This window comes from Sphingomonas rubra, from assembly GCF_900115745.1.
GTDB lineage: Bacteria > Pseudomonadota > Alphaproteobacteria > Sphingomonadales > Sphingomonadaceae > Sphingomonas > Sphingomonas rubra.
In genome coordinates, this window is the sequence record NZ_FOXP01000006.1 from 73,724 (window position 1) to 92,570 (window position 18,847).

Annotated in this window: 19 protein-coding genes and 1 pseudogene; 9 read left to right on the plus strand and 11 right to left on the minus strand. The window is 71.0% G+C overall.

Annotation, left to right across the window (positions count from 1 at the left end):
* Window positions 1–16: 16 nt before the first annotated feature.
* Entirely contained in the window at window positions 17–2,125 is a 2,109-nt protein-coding gene (locus tag BM145_RS08710) for a histidine kinase dimerization/phosphoacceptor domain -containing protein (RefSeq protein WP_093333277.1), read from the plus strand.
* A 6-nt stretch (window positions 2,126–2,131) separates the two neighbouring features.
* Here BM145_RS08710 and BM145_RS08715 read toward each other — a convergent pair whose 3' ends face one another.
* From BM145_RS08715 to BM145_RS08730, 4 genes are all read right to left on the minus strand, one after another.
* Entirely contained in the window at window positions 2,132–2,653 is a 522-nt protein-coding gene (locus tag BM145_RS08715; protein WP_245739201.1) for a biliverdin-producing heme oxygenase, read from the minus strand.
* Complete coding sequence (locus BM145_RS08720; RefSeq protein ID WP_093333278.1) at window positions 2,650–3,948, minus strand: dicarboxylate/amino acid:cation symporter; 1,299 nt, start codon at window positions 3,946–3,948, stop codon at window positions 2,650–2,652. Before BM145_RS08720 ends, BM145_RS08715 begins: the two co-directional genes overlap by 4 nt.
* Window positions 3,949–4,374: 426 nt before the next feature.
* Window positions 4,375–5,391, minus strand: coding sequence for an LLM class flavin-dependent oxidoreductase (locus BM145_RS08725; protein WP_093333279.1), 1,017 nt, complete (start codon window positions 5,389–5,391; stop codon window positions 4,375–4,377).
* Window positions 5,391–6,293, minus strand: a complete 903-nt coding sequence (locus tag BM145_RS08730; RefSeq protein ID WP_093333280.1) for an ATP-grasp domain-containing protein — start codon at window positions 6,291–6,293, stop codon at window positions 5,391–5,393. Before BM145_RS08730 ends, BM145_RS08725 begins: the two co-directional genes overlap by 1 nt.
* Window positions 6,294–6,436: 143 nt before the next feature.
* Here BM145_RS08730 and BM145_RS08735 point away from each other — a divergent pair, with 143 nt between their 5' ends.
* A complete protein-coding gene (locus tag BM145_RS08735; RefSeq protein ID WP_245739203.1) occupies window positions 6,437–7,027 on the plus strand; it encodes a uracil-DNA glycosylase in 591 nt (196 codons plus the stop codon).
* Between the two features lie 75 nt (window positions 7,028–7,102).
* Window positions 7,103–7,570, plus strand: coding sequence for an MAPEG family protein (locus BM145_RS08740; protein WP_177200134.1), 468 nt, complete (start codon window positions 7,103–7,105; stop codon window positions 7,568–7,570).
* Window positions 7,571–7,742: 172 nt separating this feature from the next.
* On the opposite strand, the gene BM145_RS08745 is transcribed toward BM145_RS08740, so the two are convergent.
* Entirely contained in the window at window positions 7,743–10,088 is a 2,346-nt protein-coding gene (locus BM145_RS08745) for a putative bifunctional diguanylate cyclase/phosphodiesterase (RefSeq protein ID WP_245739205.1), read from the minus strand.
* A gap of 133 nt (window positions 10,089–10,221) precedes the next feature.
* A complete protein-coding gene (locus BM145_RS08750) occupies window positions 10,222–12,000 on the minus strand; it encodes a fatty acyl-AMP ligase (protein WP_093333411.1) in 1,779 nt (592 codons plus the stop codon).
* A 95-nt stretch (window positions 12,001–12,095) separates the two neighbouring features.
* On the opposite strand from BM145_RS08750, the gene BM145_RS08755 reads away from it, so the two are divergent.
* From BM145_RS08755 to BM145_RS08775, 5 genes and pseudogenes are all read left to right on the plus strand, one after another.
* Window positions 12,096–12,677, plus strand: coding sequence for a RecX family transcriptional regulator (locus BM145_RS08755; protein ID WP_093333282.1), 582 nt, complete (start codon window positions 12,096–12,098; stop codon window positions 12,675–12,677).
* Window positions 12,678–12,701: 24 nt separating this feature from the next.
* On the plus strand, window positions 12,702–13,277 hold the full coding sequence (locus BM145_RS08760; RefSeq protein WP_093333283.1) for a cold-shock protein: 576 nt from the start codon (window positions 12,702–12,704) through the stop codon (window positions 13,275–13,277).
* A complete protein-coding gene (locus BM145_RS08765) occupies window positions 13,274–13,771 on the plus strand; it encodes a DUF192 domain-containing protein (RefSeq protein WP_093333284.1) in 498 nt (165 codons plus the stop codon). The genes BM145_RS08760 and BM145_RS08765 overlap by 4 nt, the downstream gene beginning before the upstream one ends.
* 11 nt (window positions 13,772–13,782) lie before the next feature.
* Window positions 13,783–14,175, plus strand: coding sequence for an NADH:ubiquinone oxidoreductase subunit NDUFA12 (locus BM145_RS08770; RefSeq protein ID WP_093333285.1), 393 nt, complete (start codon window positions 13,783–13,785; stop codon window positions 14,173–14,175).
* A gap of 216 nt (window positions 14,176–14,391) precedes the next feature.
* Window positions 14,392–14,625 (plus strand): annotated as a pseudogene (locus BM145_RS08775) (DUF2155 domain-containing protein); the annotation flags it as partial.
* A 35-nt stretch (window positions 14,626–14,660) separates the two neighbouring features.
* Here BM145_RS08775 and aat read toward each other — a convergent pair.
* From aat to BM145_RS08800, 5 genes are all read right to left on the minus strand, one after another.
* Window positions 14,661–15,395: a leucyl/phenylalanyl-tRNA--protein transferase gene (gene aat / locus BM145_RS16355; protein ID WP_093333286.1), complete on the minus strand. Its 735-nt coding sequence runs from the start codon at window positions 15,393–15,395 to the stop codon at window positions 14,661–14,663.
* Window positions 15,396–15,503: 108 nt separating this feature from the next.
* Window positions 15,504–15,884, minus strand: coding sequence for a hypothetical protein (locus BM145_RS08785; RefSeq protein WP_093333287.1), 381 nt, complete (start codon window positions 15,882–15,884; stop codon window positions 15,504–15,506).
* Window positions 15,885–16,126: 242 nt separating this feature from the next.
* Window positions 16,127–16,884, minus strand: a protein-coding gene (locus BM145_RS08790) for an IS5 family transposase (RefSeq protein ID WP_143090148.1) whose coding sequence is annotated in 2 segments (ribosomal slippage) — window positions 16,127–16,566 and window positions 16,566–16,884 — 759 coding nt in all. Because the reading frame shifts where the segments join, the coding sequence is not laid out codon by codon here.
* Between the two features lie 230 nt (window positions 16,885–17,114).
* Window positions 17,115–17,510: a type II toxin-antitoxin system VapC family toxin gene (locus BM145_RS08795; protein ID WP_093333289.1), complete on the minus strand. Its 396-nt coding sequence runs from the start codon at window positions 17,508–17,510 to the stop codon at window positions 17,115–17,117.
* Window positions 17,507–17,770 carry a type II toxin-antitoxin system VapB family antitoxin gene (locus BM145_RS08800; RefSeq protein WP_093333290.1) on the minus strand — a complete coding sequence of 88 codons (264 nt, stop codon included), beginning with the start codon at window positions 17,768–17,770 and terminating at the stop codon, window positions 17,507–17,509. Before BM145_RS08800 ends, BM145_RS08795 begins: the two co-directional genes overlap by 4 nt.
* Before the next feature lie 100 nt (window positions 17,771–17,870).
* On the opposite strand from BM145_RS08800, the gene BM145_RS08805 reads away from it, so the two are divergent.
* Complete coding sequence (locus BM145_RS08805) at window positions 17,871–18,839, plus strand: cysteine synthase A (protein WP_093333291.1); 969 nt, start codon at window positions 17,871–17,873, stop codon at window positions 18,837–18,839.
* Window positions 18,840–18,847 lie beyond the last annotated feature (8 nt).

Here is an 18,847-nt window from a genome sequence, read left to right on the forward strand (position 1 = left end):
TCATCACGGGATCTGAATGGCCTCGCAGAGCATCACGACGGATCCGTCGCTCGACATCACCGCGTGCGACCGCGAGCCGATTCACGTCTCCGGATCGATCCAGCCGCACGGCCTGCTGCTGATCGCCGACGCGTTGGGCACGGTGGTGGCGGGCGCCGGCGATATCGAGGGCCGGCTGGCACGCGACTGGCTGGGCATGCCGCTCGCCGACCTGATCGACCAGCCGGTCGACGTGCTGCCGGCCAGCGGCGCGGCGCGGCCGGTGGAGCGCGGCGGACGGCGGCTGGACGTCGCGCTGCACCGCGCGGGCGAGCTGATCGTCGCCGAGCTGGAGCCGGCGGCGGAGCGGCCGATGGCGGTGGCGGAGATGCTGGCGCTGCTCGGCGGCTACGCGGCCGGATTCGAGCGGGCGGGTGACCTGCAGGCGCTGTGCGGCCGCGCGGCGGTGGCGTTCCGCGAACTGACCGGGTTCGACCGGGTCATGGTCTACCGCTTCCTCGACGACGATGCCGGGCGCGTCGTGGCGGAGGACCGGGCGCCGCAGCTCGGCACCTTCCTCCACCACCATTTCCCCGCCTCCGACATCCCCAGACAGGCGCGCGCGCTCTACGTCCGCAACCGGACGCGGACGATCCCGACGGTGGATTACGTGCCGCAGCCGATCCGCCCGGCCGCCTATGCGGGCACCGACCTGAGCGACGTGGCGGTGCGCAGCGTGTCGCCGATCCACCTGCAATATCTGCGCAACATGGGCGTGGAGGCGTCCGCGTCAATCTCGATCGTCAAGGACGGGCTGCTCTGGGGGCTGATCGCCTGCCATCATCACGGGCCGCGGACGATGACGGCGGACGTGCGCGCCGCCGCGGCGACGCTGGCGGCGGGGCTCGCCCGGCAGATCCGCGCCAAGGAGGAGGCGGAAACCTATCGCGAGCGGCTGCGCCTGCGCGCGGCAGAGGACGTGGTGGTGCCCAAGCTGGCGGGCGCGGTCGGCCTGCCGCAATCGGCGGAGCGGGTGAAGGCGGAGCTGCGCGAGATGCTGGGCGGCGACGGCTTCGCGCTGGTCCACGGCCGCACGCTGGTGTGCGAGGGCCGTTGCCCGCCGCGCGACGCGCTGACCGAGATCGCCGAGTGGGCCAAGGCGCGCGGGACCGAGCCGTTCGCGACGCGCGAGCTGGGCGCGGCGGTGCCCGCCTTCGCCGAGTTCACGCCCTGGGCGAGCGGGCTGCTCGCCGTGCCGCTGATCGAGGAGGGCGGGCTGCTGCTCTGGTTCCGCGCCGAGCAGGTCGAGGAAGTCGAGTGGGCGGGCAACCCGCACAAGTCGGTGGCGCTCGCGCCTGGCGAGACGCTGAGCCCGCGTGCCTCGTTCGAGACGTGGACGGAGGCGGTGCGCGGCTGCTCGCGCCGCTGGACGCTGGAGGAGATGGAGGCGGCGCACCGCCTGCGCCGCGCGTTCCACGACGCTTATCAGGCGCGCACGGTGCGCGAGCTCAACGCCAAGCTGACGCGCGCGCTGACCGACAAGGACGCGCTGCTGGAGCAGAAAGACCTGCTGATGAAGGAGGTCGACCACCGCATCCAGAACTCGCTCCAGCTCGTCTCCGCGTTCCTGGCGATGCAGGCGCGCAGTGCCGGTGCGGAGGTGGCGGACGCGCTGCGCGAGGCGCAGGCGCGGCTGTCCGCGGTGGCGCAGGTGCACCGCCGGCTCTACCGCGACGACCGCGTCGAGACGATCGACCTGGCCCGTTACCTGGAGGAACTGGCGGGCGATATGAAGCTGTCGCTGGGCGAGGCATGGGCATCGGCCATGACGCTGGATCTGGCGCCGGTGCTGATCCCCAGCGACCGGGCGGTGAACGTCGGCCTGGTGATGACCGAGCTGGTCATCAACGCGACCAAATACGCCTATGGCGGCGAGCCGGGGCCGATCGCGATCGGCCTGGAACAGTATCGCAACCGGCTGCGGCTGATCGTCGCCGATTCGGGGCATGGCAAGTCGGGGACGAACACCGGCTTCGGCAGCCGGATGATGGGCGCGATGGTCGCCAAGCTGAATGGCGAGATCGAGCATGCCGACAACCGTCCGGGCCTGCGCGCGATCCTGACCGCGCCGATCGAGGAGGGCTGAAGCCCCTTACGCCGCGCGACCGTAGAGCGCGAAACAGGCATCGGCGCCCGCGATCGCGCCGGCGACCCAGGCGTCGCCGCCGCTCTCCCCCGCAGTGTCGATCGCGGCGAGCAGGGTGCGCCACTCGCCGCTCCGGTGACGGGCACCGAGATAGCGCGAGGGCAGCGTCGCCGGCACGCCGCGGGCGAGCATGATGCCGCCGAGCCGCGACCCTTCCGTGACGTAGAGCGCCCCCCAGGCAGCGCCGGGCAGCGCCGGCAGGTCGAAGGCGAGGGGGGCCGGCATCGCCCGGCCCAGATCGGCGAGGTCGGCGGCGAGCAGCGTCGTCCGCTCGCGCCAGGGCGGCAGGTCGGCGTGTGCGGCGAACACCGCCTCCGCCGCCGGCAGCGCCAGCGCGTGCGCCAGCAGAAAGGCGCGGTAGCTGTCGGGCGCGGACAGGTCGTGCGCGCCGAAGGCGGCGTCGACCGCGTCGTGGGCGGGGGCGGTGTGGCTGCGTAGTCGGGAGATGGCGAAAGCGGGCACGGTCATGCCGCGGCGGGTACGGCATCCGGGTCGGCCGCGGCAATGCCGGCGATCAGCCGCTGGCGCTTGGCGACGATGGTCGGCACCAGCACCTGCCCCGCGACGTTGACCGCGGTGCGGCCCATGTCGATGATCGGGTCGATCGCGAGCAGCAGCCCCGCCCCCTCGAGCGGCAGGCCGAGCGTCGACAGCGTGAGCGTCAGCATGACCAGCGCGCCGGTCAGCCCGGCGGTGGCGGCCGAGCCGACGACCGAGACCAGCATCACCAGGAGATAGTCGGAGGCGTGCAGCGGCAGGCCGTAATATTGCGCCACGAACAGCGCGGCGACGGCGGGGTAGATCGCCGCGCACCCGTCCATCTTGGTCGTGGCGGCGAAGGGCACGGCGAAGGCGGCGAACTCCCGCGGCACGCCGATCCGCTCGGCCGCGGCCTCGGTGACGGGCAGCGTCGCGATCGACGAGCGCGAGACGAAGCCGAGCTGGATCGCGGGCCAGGCGGCGGCGAAGAAGCCTGACACCGACAGGCCGTTGACGCGCAGCAGCACCGGGTAGACGACGAACAGGACCAGGCCGAGGCCGAGATACACCGCCCCCGCGAACGCACCCAGCGCGGACAGCGACTGCCAGCCATATTGCACCACCGCGTGGCCGAGCAGCCCGGCGGTGCCGATCGGCGTCAGTCGCACCACCCAGCGCAGCACCCGGCGGAAGATGGCGAGCGCGGCGGCGTTGAAGGCGAGGAACGGCTCCCCCGCGGCGCCGACGCGGACCGCGGCGATGCCGAGCGCGATGGCGACGACGATGATCTGGAGGACGTTGAACGACAGGCTGGTGGTGGCGACACCGCCTTCCAGCTTGGTCGAGGCGGCGAGGCCGAGCATGTTGGACGGCACCAGTCCGCGCAGGAAATCGAGCCACGACCCCGTGGTCGCGGGGCGTATCGCGGCGGCGGCGTCGACCGCGGCGCGCGCGCCCGGCTGCATCAGCGTGCCGAGCGTCAGGCCGATCGCGACGGCGATCAGCGCGGTGACGGCGAACCACAGCAGCGTGCTCGCCACCAGCCGCGCCGCGTTGCCGAGATCGCGCAGCGCCGCGATCGAGGCGACGATGGCGGTGAAGACCAGCGGCACCACCAGCGCGCGGAGCAGCTGCACGAACGTCTCGCCGACGATCCGCAATCCCTCGGCCGGCGCCGACGCCTCGCCGAGCGCGCGCGCCCAGAAGCCGAGCAGCAGGCCTGCGGCCATGCCGAGGAAGACCTGCACGGTGAAGGAGGGCAGGCGGAGGCGCGTGGAGGTCATCGCGGTGTAATGCGTAGCGCGCGAGGAAGGGGCCAGAGAGCTTTGCTTGGGCGGCGGCAAGCCATCCGTCATGCCCGCCCTGTACCGGCTCCACGGCCACGAACGACTCGCTGCTTGGCCCTGGACCCCGGCGCGAGGCCGGGGTGACGAGAGCGGAGGACACGAGCTGCGCCACATGCCGTATGCGGACGGTGCCGCATCTTGTCCGCTTACGTCCAAATTACGGAATGCCATCTTTCCGCCGTCACCCCGGACTTGATCCGGGGTCCATCTCACCGCGTGAGCCGCCGCCCGCACGTTCGCGGAACCATGGACCCCGGATCAAGTCCGGGGTGACGGAGAAGGAAGAGGCAGGTCCGTCGCGAAACAGAGCCACAAACGCCTCCTTTCGTCATGCCGACACGGAGCCGAGCCGCCGATGGGAAATCAGCCCCGCCGCATCACCTGGGCGGAGAAACGCTCCATCTCCTCGGCCTGCGGGCTCATCTGCAACAGCAGGAGGTCGAGGCCCGCGGCCTCATATTCCTCGATCCGCTCGGCGAGCTGCTCGGGTGTGCCGACGAGGTTGGGGCGCAGGCCGCGGTTGGACACCGAATATTCCTGGATCTTGAGCTCGCGCTCCAGCTGGGTGCCCGACAGCCACTGGTCGAAATTGGCGTAGCCGGCGGGCAGGTCGGTGACGGTGGTGATCCGCTCCAGCTCGCGACGGGCCTCGGCCTCCGAATCGCGGACGATGGCGTAGGCGGCCATGCCGTACTGCATCGGCGGGCGGCCGGCGGCGTCGCGGCGGGCGGCCATGTCGGCGATCTTGGGGGCGATCGCGGCGGCCGGGTCGCCGTGCATGACATAGGCGTCGCACTGCGCGGCGATCATGGTCTTGGCCTTGTCGCTCTCGCCGCCGGCGTAGATCACCGGGTGGTGCGCCGGCTTGGGCGCGCAGATCGCGTTCTCGGTGCGGTAGAAATCGCCCTGGAAGCTGAACCGCTCCTCGCTCCACAGGCCCTCGACCACCTTGAGCCACTCGGAGGTGCGCGCGTAGCGATCGTCGTGCTGGTCGAACTGGAGCCCGTACTGCGTCGCCTCGTCCGCCCACCAGGACGAGACGACGTTGAGCGCGAGGCGACCGTTCGAGATGTTGTCGATATTGGCCGCCGCCTTGGCGAACAGCGCGGGCTGGTGGAAATTAGGGCGGACGGCGACCATCAGCTCGATCCGGTCGGTCACCGCGGCGAGCGCGGCGGCGGTCGACCAGGCGTCGAGCGCGGGTTTCTCGATGCCCTTTATGTCGTTGAGGTTGAGTTCGGCGATGAGGGTCAGGTCGTAGCCCCAAGCTTCCGCGTCCTGCGTCAGCTTCCGGGTGTACGCCCAGCTCGCCTCCATGCCCTCGTCGGGAACGTTGCGCAGCCAGCCGCCGAAGACGGGGGTCCAGTAGCCGTAGCGCATCAGCGGTGTTCCTCGATCAGTCGGACCAGGTAATCGACGAGGCGGTCGTGCGGGTCCCAGCCGAGGATGTCGAGCGGGCGCGCGACGAAGTTGGAGAGCGCGTTGACGTCGTAGAAGCGGGCGACGCCGTCGCGGTCGTCGACCATCACCTCGACCCCGCCGACGTCCAGCCCGACGGCGCGCGCGATCGCCTCGGCGCCCTCGACCAGGGCGGGGGCGGGCTGGACCGCGGTCATGGTGATGGGGGAGCCGGCGACGCAGGCATCGGCCGGGCACAGGTCGAACGCGCCGCCGCCCGCCACGTCGATGGCGTAGAGGAAGCGCCGGTCGAGCGTCTCGATCCGGGTGATCGTGCCGTCGCGCACGGGCACATAGTCCTGCACGAGCAGCACGCCGTCGACGCTCACCGGCAGCTCGCCGGCCTCGACCGCGTATCGCAGCTCGGCCGCATTGTCGAAGCGGCTGATCCCCGCGCCCGATCCGCCGATGTTCGCCTTGACGACGAGCGGGAAGCCGATCGCCTCCGCCGCCATGGGCACGTCGGCGGCGCGGTGGACGACGCGCGTCGCCGGGATGGCGAGGCCGAGCGAGGCGATCAGCGACAGCTGGCGCGCCTTGGACGAGTCGATCGCGAGCACCGCGGCGTCGTTGACCACGCGTGCGCCGCCGCGGCGCCAATGATCGAGCAGCGCCACCGAGTGGAAGATCGGGTGCTCGCCGGACCGCAGGAAGCTCGACATGGCGATGCGGTTGAGGACCACGGGGGCGGGCAGGGTCGGATCGGCGGGGTTCCAGGCACCCTCCGGCCCGAACGCCCGGTAGTCGACGCCGCGCGCGTCGAGCGCGGCGAAGAGCGGGCGGAACCACTCGGGATGCTCGTAGAGGATGGCGAGATCGGTCATCGGCGGCGGAAATCCTGGGCGAGGTCTGGAGCGGAGAAGATCGCCGCACTGGCACGCGCGGCGTGGCGGCTCCATGCCGCATCGGCTTGACGCCGTTCAAGAATTGGTTGCGGCGGGAACGGGCGCCTGGGCGTTGCAGGGGCGTGCTGCTCTCGTCCCCCGACGCGCTCGACGCGCGCGCGGCGCTGCTCGCCGAGCCGCGGATGCGCGCGATCGAGGCATGGCGGGCCCGCGCGACGAGCGAGGCGCGGCCGCTGCCGCATGCCGATCCGCTCGACGGCGGCACGGCGGCGCGGCTGCTGCTGCTGCTCGAAACGCCGGGGCCGGGCGCGGCGCGGCTGCGCTTCGTGTCGCGCGACAACCCGACCGGGACGGGCCGCAATCTCAGGCGCTTCCTGGGCGAAGCGGGGATCGCGCGCGAGGAGATGCTGATCTGGAACGCGGTGCCCTGGGTGATCCACGCGCCCGGCGCGCGCAACCGCGCGGTGCGGGCAGGCGAGGTGCGCGACGGGCTGGCGATGCTGCCCGGTTTCCTGGACCTGCTGCCGCGGCTCGCGGTGGCGGTGCTCTCCGGCCGGGTCGCGCGCGGCGCGGCGGCGGTGATCGAGGCGGCACGGCCGGGATTGCCCGTGATTCCCGTGCCGCATCCGAGCCCCACCATCGTCTGCACGAGCCCCGGGATCGGCGCGCGGATCGCAGAAGGACTGGCGGAGGTGGCGGCGATCCTGCGGTGAATGCGCGACGCCCGTGGCGGCTAGCCCGCTTGCGCGCGATCCGCCATGATCGCGCGGACAACAAGGGGGCGTTCCATGATCCTGCTGCACATCCTCTGGCCGACCTTCGCGATGGTGCTGCTCACCTTTGCCGTGATGCTGACGGTGGCGAGCCGGCGACTACGGCTGGTCAAGGCCACGCCGCCGAGGCGCGACGATTTTGCCTCGGTCGCCGCGTCGCAGCGCTATTTCCAGCCGGTCGAGAACGCCGACCGCAACCTGTCCAACCTGTTCGAGATGCCGGTGCTGTTCTTCGCGCTCGTGCCGCTGCTGATGGGCACGCAGCAGGCGGGGATCGCGCAGGTGGTGCTCGCCTGGTTCTACGTGATCTGCCGCGCGGCCCATAGCTGGATCCATCTCGGCGGCAACGACGTGCGGCGGCGCTTTCGCGCGTTCCTGCTGTCCAACGTCGTGCTGGCGGCGATGTGGATCGGCTTCTTCGTCGATTTCGTCCGCGCCGCCGCGACCTATCAGCGCGCGCTGGGGATCGCGCTGCACGGCTGACCCGGTCGGAACGCTAGGACGGATCGACATTCGGCATTTTCTACCCCGAAGGCCGGGCTCCAATCGGGAAGGTCGTGGAAGAGGTGCGACGGCCGACCGTTCGCGTCTCCCGGCTGGACCCCGGCCTTCGCCGGGGTGGATGATGAGGCGCAGCGTTGAATGTCGATCCGCCCTAGGCCGCGTGGGCGATCCGCCGATTGGCGAGCGCGCGTGCCTCTTCCACGGGGAGCGGCCGGCCGAAGAAATAGCCCTGGACCTTGGTGCAGCCGAGTTCCTCCACCATGCGATGCTCGGCCTGCGTCTCGACCCCCTCGGCGGTGGTCGCCATGCCCAGGCTGCGCGCGAGCGCGACCACGGCGCGGATGATGGCCAGCGCCTCGCGCTCTCCCTTGGCGGCGGCCTGCACGAAGCTGCGGTCGATCTTGATCGACGAGAAGCGCGTCCGCGACAGGTAGCCGAGCGAGGAATAGCCGGTGCCGAAATCGTCCAGGCTGAGCCGCACGCCCAGGTCCAGCAGCCGTTCCAGCACGCGCACCGCGCCGGTGCCCTCGTGCATGAACACGCTCTCCGTCACCTCCAGCTCCAGCCGCTCGGCCGGCAGGCCGGTGGTGGCGAGCGCCTGGGTGACGGTGGTGACGAACCCTGCGTCCTGCAGCTGGTCGGGCGAGACGTTGACGGCGACGCGGACGTGACCGGGCCAGCGCGCCGCCTCCGCGCAGGCGGTGCGCACCACCCAGGCGCCGATCGGCGCGATCAGGCGTGCCTCCTCGGCCAGGGGGATGAACTTGGCGGGCGAGACGTTGCCGAACTCCGCGCTGTGCCAGCGCAGCAGCGCCTCGAACCCGGTCAGCTGGCCGGTGCCGGCATCGACCACCGGCTGGTAGGCGAGGTGGAGCTCGCCGCGTTCCAGCGCGGTGCGCAGCGCCATCTCCAGCAGCCGCCGCTCTTCCGCCTCGGCGTGCAGCTTGGGCTCGTAGGCGTGGAACACGCCGCCGCCCGCGTCCTTGGATCGATAGAGCGCGAGGTCGGCGGAGCGGATCAGCATCTCCGCGGTGCGGCCGTCGCGCGGCCCGATCGCCAGACCGACCGAGGCGCCGATGTGCAGCGTGTTGCCGTCCACCTCGTAGGGGCGCGACAGCGTCTCGATGATGCGGTGCGCCTGCCGTTCGACGAGATTGGGGTCGGAGGCGTCGCTGACCACCACGGCGAACTCGTCGCCGCCCAGCCGCCCGCACATGCTACCCTCGCCCATCAGCTGGGCCAGCCGCTCGGCAACGCGGACCAGCAGCCGGTCGCCGACCAGGTGGCCGAGCGTGTCGTTGACTGCCTTGAACCGATCGAGATCGATCAGCATGAAGGCGGAGCGGCTGCCCCATCTCTCCGCGTCCGCCATCGCGCGGGCGAGCGATTCGTTGATGAGCAGGCGGTTGGGCAGTTCGGTCAGCGTGTCGTACCGGGCGAGGCGCGCGATCTTGTCGGACGAGGCCCGCTGCTCGGTCACGTCGGAGCCGACGCCGCGGAACCCGGCGAACTGGCCGCCCTCGCCGTAGCGGGGCGAGGCGGCGAGTTCCCACCAGCGCTCCTGCCCGTCGATGATGACGGGGAGGCGCAGGTCGCGAAAGCTCTCGCGCGCCTTCAGCTTCTCGGCCAGCGCGCGCAGGCCGGGTGCGAAGCGGCCGCTGTCCCAGGACGGGCCGGCGAGTATCTGGAGCAGCGACATGCCGTTGATCCCGACGGGGTCGAGGCCGCAGGCGACCGCGAAGCGGGGCGACGCCTTGACAACGCGACGCGCGGCATCGGTCTCCCACAACCAGTCGGCGGTGTGATCCTCGAACTCGCGCAGCAGCAGGCTGACCGTCTCGTCGCGTTCCTCCAGCGCGATCTCCGCGGCGCGCAGCACCACCAGGCCGCGCGCGCGGGTCACGCAGATCGCCGCCTGGCCGAGCGTGAACAGCGCCACGCCCGCCGCCGCCGCGCCGTGCCCGTCCAGCACCTGCTGTCCCGCCGCGGCGAGGCCGAGTACCGCCAGAAAGCCGATCGTCGCCAGCACCAGCGGCGCCAGGCTGAACGCGGCGGCGACCGTCAGCACCGCCAACACCATGCCCGCCCCGGCGTCGATGCCGGCGGGCAGGTGCGGGCAGAAGAACAGCGGCACGATCGCCCAGGCGGCGCCCAGCGCGGCGCCCTCCCAGGCCGTGCGGCGCACCGCCTCGATCTCGGCATAGCCGTCGCTGCGGTGATGCGTGCGCAGCCGGCGCACCGCGACGGTGGCGGCGACCGCGGCCAGGATCGCGAGCCAGCCGGCGATCTGCCACACCGGCACGATGCCGAGCGTCAGCAGCAGCATCGCCACGCCCCCGGCCAGATTGGCCGCGAACAGCAACGGCGCCGCCTGTCGGCCGGCGGCGAGCTGGGTGGCGCGGATGCGGCTCCACTCGGCAGGATCGGTTCCCTCGCGCAGGGCGAGGAGCGGGCCCAGGTCGACGGCGACGCGGGAAGGGGATGGCTGCGTGCTCACCCCGCGACGTTAATCGAGAGCAAGTTGACGGATGGTTGAGCATCACGTCCCGCCCGCAAAAATATCGGGGCGTGGTAATCGGCCGATCCTCCCCATTCACGGGGAGGATCGGGTGGAGACGACGGGTCCGGTCCTACGCCGCGATGTCGTAGGGCTTGATCTCGCCGGCGAGGTAGAGGTTGCGCGCCTTGGCCCGGCTCAGCTTGCCCGAGGAGGTGCGCGGCAGGGTGCGCGGCGGGATCAGTTCCACCACGCAGTTCATGCCGGTGACGGAGCGGACGCGCTCGCGGATCGCCTCACGCAGGCGGCTGCGCTCGGCATCGTCGGAACTGCGGCACTGGACCAGCACCGCCGGCGTCTCCTCGCCGCCGGGCGTGGTGATCGCGAAGGCGGCGATGTCGCCCGCCTTGAAGCCGGGCAGCTGCTCCACCGCCCACTCGATGTCCTGCGGCCAGTGGTTGCGGCCGTTGACGATAATCATGTCCTTGGCGCGGCCGACGATGTAGAGATAGCCGTCGCTGAGATAGCCCATGTCGCCGGTGTCGAGCCAGGCGGTGCCGTGAGCATCGGGCGCCATGCACGCCGCGGTCGCCGCGTCGTCGCGGAAATAGCCGACCATCACCGACGGGCCGCTGCACCACACCTTGCCGATCGCGCGCTCGGGCAGGGGCGTGCCGTCCTCCTCGCGCACCTCGACCGCCATGTCGCGCACCGGCTTGCCGCAGTTGACGATGGCGCGGAAGCGGCGCGGGCGGTCGCCGCCGGTGTCGCCGCCGGACAGCTCCGTCTCCTCGACCAGTTCCACCCGAATGCCCTCGCCCGGCGGCATCAGCGTGACCGCCAGCGTCGCCTCGGCCAGGCCGTAGGAGGGGAGAAAGGCGGAGGCCTGGAAGCCGGCGTCGGCGAAGGCGTCGACGAAACCCTGCATCACGTCGGGGCGGATCATGTCGGCGCCGTTGCCTGCGACGCGCCAGCGCGAGAGGTCGAAGCGATCGGACGCCTTGGTCTGCGACGATATGCGACGCGCGCAGATGTCGTAGCCGAAAGTGGGCGAGTAGGAGAGGGTCGTCCCCTCGTTGCGGCTGATGAGGTCGAGCCAGGCGAGCGGGCGGCGCGCGAAATCCTCGGTCTTCAGGTAATCGGTCGAGACCTGATTGGCGACCGGCGACAGGAAACAGCCGACCAGCCCCATGTCGTGATACCAGGGCAGCCAGGAGACGCACCGGTCTGTCGGGCCGATCGCCATGCCGTGGCTGTGCGCGGCGAGGTTGTTGAGCAACTGCGCGTGGGTGATCGCGACGCCGTGCGGGAAGCGCGTCGAGCCGCTGGAATATTGCAGATAGGCGATGTCGCCGGGCGCGGCGGCGGGCAGGGGGGCGTCGCCGGCGGCATGGGTGGCGAGCGTCGCCCAGTCGATCCCCTCCACGCCCGCGTCGGTCGCGGCCTGCCCGGCGAGCGAGGCGAGTTCGGGCGGGTAGATCAGCAGGCGCGGGTCGCAGCTGCCGAGCTGCACCTTGAGCTGGTCGATGTACGAATCGCGCCCGCCGAACGAGGTCGGCAGTGGCAGCGGCACGGGCCAGGCACCGGCGTAGACCACGCCGAAGAACAGGGCGGCGAACTCGGCCGAGGTCTCGGCGACCAGCGCGATCCGGTCCTGCGGCGCCACGCCCATCGCGAGGAGCCGGCGCGCGGCGAGTAGCGCGTCGTCGCGCAGCGTGGCGAAGGGATAGGGCTGAACCAGCGTGCCACGCGCGTCGTGAAAGTTGAGGCCGCGGACGCCGCCGGCGGCATAGTCCAGCGCCTCGCCCAGCGTGCCGAAATCGGCGTAGCGGCGCGGCCGGTCGTCGCCGGTGGGCGTCGGCGTCGGTGCCTCCGCGGTCGGGGGCGGGGCCTGGAATGGCTCGGTCGTCATCATGGTCCCGGCAGGCTGGAGGATCGTGGTGGGATAGATACGGGGGCAATTGTCCGCTTTCGTCATCGGCACCCAGTGTGGCACAAACATGGCGCATGCAAGATCGCTCCCGTGAACCCCGCTCACCAGACCGGAAGCGCGCGCCGCCGCCGCTGGACGCCGCCGCGCTCGACCGGCTGGCGCTGCGCTACGTCGAACGGTTCGCGACGACGCGCGGCAAGCTGGCCGATTACCTGCGCCGCAAGGTGCGCGAGCGGGGATGGGACGGCGCCGCGGTCGACCCGGACGCGGTCGCCGGGCGAATGGTGGAACTGGGCTATGTCGACGACCGTGCCTTCGCGGAGGCGCGGGCGGCGGCGATGACCAGGCGGGGGCTGGGCGCGGCGCGGGTGTCGGCGGCGCTCCGCCAGGCGCATGTCGGCGAGGAGGATGCCGCGGCGGTGGCGCCCGCGCTGGCGGAGGCGGCGGTCGCGGCGGCGCTCGACTTCGCGCGGCGCCGGCGCATCGGTCCTTATGCCGCCGAGGGCGCCGACCGGGCCCTGCGCGACAAGCAGCTCGCCCGGATGGTGCGCGCGGGCCATTCCTTCGCGCTGGCGCGGCGCATCGTCGCGGCCGATCCGGGCGAATTCGACGACAACACCGGCGCAAGTCGTTGCAGGCGCGACGAAGCGTGGTAGCAGGGCTGCGTCAGGGGTGACTATATGCAAGTGGATGCGCAGACCAGCATCGCGCCCGACGGGGGAGCCCTCGGGGACGCGGTGCCGATCGGGGGAACGATCAAGTGGTTCGACACCACGCGCGGCTTCGGCTTCGCGGTGGCGGACGACGCGACGATCGGAGACGTGCTGGTTCATTTCTCCGTGCTGCAGCCGCACGGCCGGCGCAGCCTGCCCGAAGGCGCGCGCGTGGAGGCGCTGGCGGTGCAGCGCGGCCGCGGCTTCCAGGCGCGCGAGATCGTCAGCATCGACCTGTCCAATGCGGTGGAACCGCCGCCGGCCAGGCCGCGCGAGGGCGGCGACCGGATCGATCCGGTCGCGCTGATCGACGCCGCCGGGCCGTTCGAGCCGGTCGCCGTCAAATGGTTCAACCGGCTGAAAGGCTACGGCTTCGTCGTGCGCGGCAGCGACGGCGCGGACGTGTTCGTCCACATGGAGACGCTGCGTCGCGGCGGGATCGAGACGGTGGAGCCGGACCAGCCGCTGCGCGCGCGCATCGTCGCCGGGCGCAAGGGGTCGCTGGCGGTCGCGGTGGAAGACGCCGTGGAGCCGGGGGCATGAGGGCGGCGGCGTTGCTGCTGTTGCTCGCGTTGCCGGGCTGTCGCTCGGCTACCGACGCGCCGCCCATCTGTCGTGCGGCCGGAACGGTGCCGGTCACGGTGACGGGTGCGACCAAGCGGCACACCTTCTGCGTCGAGGTCGCGCGCACGGTCGACGAGCAGGCCAGGGGGCTGATGTACCGCACCGACATCGCCGCGGACGGAGGCATGTTGTTCGCGCCCTACCCGCCCGACGGAGGCGCGCCGCGGGAGGCGAGCTTCTGGATGGAGAACACGCCCAGCCCGCTCGACATCGTCTTCATCCGTGCCGACGGCACGATCGCCCGCGTCGCCGAGAACACGGTGCCGTTCGACCGCGCGCCCGTCCCCTCCGGCGAGCCGGTGGCCGCGGTGCTGGAGGTGCGCGGCGGCCGCATGGCGGAACTGGGGCTGGCGGCGGGCGACCGTGTCCGCTGGCCGGCGATCGCGGTTGAAGGTGCGGCGGCCACGCGGTAAGCGCTGGCGCCATGGGCATCATGACCTCGATCTTCACCTGGTGGACTGGCGCCACGATCGGCACCCGCTTCTACGGCCTGCGCGGCAAGACGCGGATAGGCGAGGACGCGCTCGGCAACGTCTATTACCAGGGTGGGCAGGACACCAACGGCGTGCCGCGCCGCTGGGTGATCTACCAGGGCGCCAACGACGCCAGCCGGGTGCCGCCCGACTGGTTCAGCTGGCTGCGGCACATGATCGACGACGTGCCGGACAAGGCGTTGCCGCAGGCCCGCGCCTGGGAGAAGCCGGCACTGCCCAACCTGACCGGCACCGCGCTCGCCTATCGACCGCAGGGCGCGATGGAGAAGGGCGGTAAGCGCGCAGCGGCGACGGGCGATTACGAAGCTTGGTCGCCCGAGTGAGCCCGGTCGGTTGAGAACGGGCAGGTGACCCGCTGGATCGCCGCCGCGGTGCTGGCGGTGGCGCTGGCCATCGCAGGCTGGTTCGGGTGGCAGGCGTGGCGTGAGGTGACGCCGCCCGCGCCGGTGCGCGTCGAGCAGGCGGTGCCCGAGAGCCCGTCCTCCGACATCGAGACGGTGGGGACCGACTCGGCGGTGCCGATCGCGGGAACCACGCCGATGGCGGAGCGGGTCGCGGTGCTGGGCCTGCTCAACAAGCGCAACGGCGAGAGCCGCGAGCTGACGCTGCGCCCTGGTCAGGCGGTGCGGGTCGGCGACGTGGTGGTGCGGCTGCGCGCCTGCGACCGGACGGCGCCGTGGGAGCCGGAGCAGCTGACCGGCGCGTTCGTCCAGATGATCGTGCGCGGGCCGGACCGGGCGTGGCGGCGGGCCTTCTCGGGCTGGTTGTTCAAGGAGCGGCCGGGCCTCAACGTCGTGCCGCACCCGGTCTACGACGTGTGGACCAAGAGCTGCGCGATGTCCTTCCCCGCGAGCGGCGCCGACACCGAATCGCTGTCGCCGCCGCGGTCGAGCGCGCCGAAATCGCCGGCACCGCGCGCCGAGGCGCCGGCGAGATCGGACGACGACGATGGCGCCAGCGGCGGCGGCGACAGGGCGGCGGCGAGCAACGCCACGTAATCGTCGCGGTCGATCTCCACCGCGCCGAGCGAGGCGAGGTGCGCGGTCTGGAACTGGCAATCGAGCAGCGTGAACCCGCCGACGCGCAGCCGCGCGACCAGCCAGGCGAGCGCGACCTTGGACGCGTCGGTCGCGCGGCTCGCCATGCTCTCCCCGAAAAAGGCGCGGCCGAGCGCCAGTCCGTACAGGCCGCCGACCAGTCGGTCGCCCTGCCAGCACTCGACCGAGTGGGCGTATCCCATCGCGTGGAGGCGCAGGAAGACGTCCTCGATCCCGCCGTTGATCCAGGTGTCGGGACGGTCGACGGCGCTCTCCGCGCATAGTCGCAACACTTGGGCGAAGGCCGTGTCGGCGGTGACGCGGAACCGGTCGGCGGCGACCGTCTTGCGCAGCGAGCGCGATAGGTGGAAGCCCTCCAGCGGCAGGATTGCGCGGCGGCGCGGTTCCACCCAGTAGACGCTGTCCGCGTCGCGCGCGTCCGCCATCGGGAAGACGCCCACCGAGTAGGCGCCGAGGACGAGTTGGGGGTCGAGCGCGTCGGCCATCTGCGTATCCGTGCCGAGCCGGGCGGGCGCTGACAAGAATAGGGGGCAAGAAAAAGGGCCGGCGGGATAGTCCCGCCGGCCCTGGTTACGCGAACGGTGTGACGGCGATCAGGTGTGGCAGGTGAGCGACTTGCCCGCGTCCGTCGTCACGGTGACGGCGCTGTCGCTGCCGGCGAGCTTCCACCCACCCTCGGCGGTATAGGGCTGGCCCGCCTCGGCCGTGGTCAGGCGCTGCGGCTGGGCGGTGTTGGGCACGCGCACGTTCACCTGCTTGTCGCCCTGGAAGAAGACGACGCCGATGACCGAACCGTCGGCGCAGCGCATGGTCTTGTCGGCACGGATCGCGGGCGGCAGTTCGACCGGCGCGGCGTTGGCGAGCTGGGTCGCCATGGGATCGGGGTTGTCGTTGACCACTTCGGTCGTGGGCTGCGCATTGCAGGCGGCCAGGACGCAGAGCGGGGCGGCGAGGAGGGGAAGGATGCTCTTCATGAGGCGGTCCGCATGACGTGAAGCATGGGCGAGGGTCAAGACGCGTCGCGCTTTCCGTCGCGCAAAGCTTTCCTTTCACGGCACGGGGTTAGCGCGGGATGACATTACCCAGCCCCGTTCGTGCCGAGCGACGTCGAAGCACGGGCCACGACCGGCTCGCTGGCGGCCTGCCCTTCGACGTCGCTCGCGGCAAACGGTGGTACGTCAATCGCTCGTCATCATGCACTAGGCTGCGTCTGCATTTAGCGTAACCAGATCATGGCGCAGGCGAGATGGACGAAGCCCATGAAGGCGGTGATGGTTTTCTCGCAGCGCAAGGCGATACGGCGGAAGCGCTTGAGCCTGTTGAAGAAGCACTCGACCTGATGGCGCTCCTTGTAGAGGCGCCAGTTGATGGGAGGTTTTGCCGTTCGGCTGGGGTCAGCCTTGATGTGGGCGGTGGCGCCGAGGTCATCGGCGATGAAGGCACGCAGCGGATCGGCGTCATAGGCAGCATCGGCGATGACGTGGCCGACGCCCTTCAGGCCTGTCAGCAGTGCCTCCGCTTGCGGACGATCACCCCATTGTCCAGGCGTCGGATGGATGCGGATCGGCAGGCCGATGGCATCGACCGCCGCATGTAGCTTGGTCGTCAGGCCACCGCGGGACCGGCCGATCGCGGCAGCTTCAGCCCCCCTTTTGCGCCCGCCGCATCGGCGTGGGTTTTCGAGATGGTGCTGTCGATCAGGACGTATTCAAAGTCCGGCGTGTCGGTCCGGCTATGGAAAAGTCGTTCCCAGACACCGGCATGCGACCACCGCCGGAACCGCGCATGCACCCCTGTCCACTTGCCGAATACCTCCGGCAGGTCACGCCAGCGCGCCGCATTGCCCGCCATCCACAGGATCGCGTCCACGAACAGCCGGTTGTCCACGCCGCTACGCCCGCGCGTGCCATCTCGACCCGGAAGATACCCCGCAATCCGGTCCCATTGCTCGTCCGTCAGCGTGCGTCTGCTCATCAACCGGCTCCGTCGCCAGCCTTGAATCAGAACTCGCGCGCAAACGGAATCCTCTAAATGCAGACGCCGCCTAGCGCCGATCGACATTCAGCGCTGCGCCTCATCATCCACCCCGGCGAAGGCCGGGGTCCAGCTGGGAAACGCGAACGGTCGGTCGTCGCACCTCTTCCACGACCTTCCCGACGGGACCCCGGCCTTCGGGGTGGAAAAATGCCGAATGTCGATCCGTCCTAGCCGATGACGCGTGGCACGTCGGTGTGGGTGAAGTCGTCGCCCTTGAACAGCAGCGGCTCGCCCGTCGCCCTGGCGAGGGCGTAGGCGAAACAGTCGCCGAAGTTGAGGTTCGCGCGGTGGCCGGTGCCGATGCCGTAGCGGCGATAGGCTTCGCGGCCGATCAGCGCTTGGTCGCCGGTCACGGGCACGATAACGAGCCGCGAGGCAGCCAACAATTCATCCGCCTCGTCGTCGAGTTCCCCGTTGAACCGGCGCGTCAATACCGCCTGAAGCTCGACCACGGAGCCGGCCGAGATGCGCGGCGTATGTGCCTTGGCGATGAGCGAGCGGAATCGCAGGCCCTCCGGCTCGTGGAGCAGAATGGCGAACAGTGCGGACGTGTCGACGATCAAGCGGGCAGGCCGTCGTCGTAGATCGAATCCATCGCCTCCTTCGACGTGATCTTCCGCATCTCGGGGGTGAGCTTGCGCTGCACCCGCTCGGTGATGTGGTCGATCGCGGCAATCCGCGCGGCGATCTCGGCCTCGCGATCGACATTCGCCTGTTCGAGCGCCTGCCGGATGGTTTCGGTGACTGACCGTCCCGTCGCACCCGCCAATTTGCGCGCGAGCCGCACGGTTTCCGGGTCCTTGATGTTCAGCTGTACGCCCATCTCTACCTCCGTCGGCCGACATTCTACCACCAGCCCGGCTTGCCCACAACCAAGCCGCCGCCCGCTTGGCCGTCCGTCCGCCCGCGCCTATGTCATGGGGATGGTCACCACTCCCGACACCCTCGCGCTCATCGGCAACACGCCGCTCGTCCGGCTACGGGGGCCGAGCGAGGAGACGGGGTGCGACATCTTCGCCAAGTGCGAGTTCACCAATCCCGGCGCCTCGGTGAAGGATCGCGCGGCGCTGTTCATCGTCGAGGACGCGGAGGAGCGCGGCACGCTGCGCCCGGGCGGCACCATCGTCGACGGCACGGCGGGCAACACCGGCATCGGCCTGGCGCTGGTCGCCAACGCCAAGGGATACCGCACCATCATCGTCATGCCCGAGACGCAGAGCCGCGAGAAGATGGACACGCTGCGCGCGCTCGGTGCGGAGCTGGTGCTGGTGCCCGCGGCGCCCTATTCGTCACCCTGCCATTTCGTCCACACCTCGCGCCGGATCGCCGAGGAGACGCCCGGTGCGATCTGGGCCGACCAGTTCGACAACACCGCCAATCGCCGCGCGCACATCATGGGCACGGCCGAGGAAATCTGGGCGCAGATGGAGGGGCGGATCGACGGCTTCACCTGCGCGGCCGGCACCGGCGGCACCATCGCCGGCGTGGGGCTGGGCCTGAAGGCGAAAGATGAAGGCGTGTGCATCGCGCTGACCGATCCCGATGGCGCCGCGCTGTACGATTATTACGCGCACGGCGAGCTGAAGGCGACAGGCTCGTCGGTCGCGGAGGGGATCGGCCAGGGGCGGATCACCGCCAATCTGGAGGGCGCGCCGATCGACACGCAGTTCCGCGTCTCCGACGTGGAGGGATATGGCTGGGTCCGTCGCCTGCTCGACGAGGAGGGGCTGTGCCTGGGTCTGTCGTCGGGCATCAACGTCGCGGGCGCGGTGCGGCTGGCGCGGCAGCTGGGACCGGGCAAGCGGATCGCGACGATCCTGTGCGACACCGGCTTCCGCTATCTGTCGACGCTGCATGATCCGGCGTGGCGGGCGGCCAAGAGGCTGGGCTGAACAGGGCC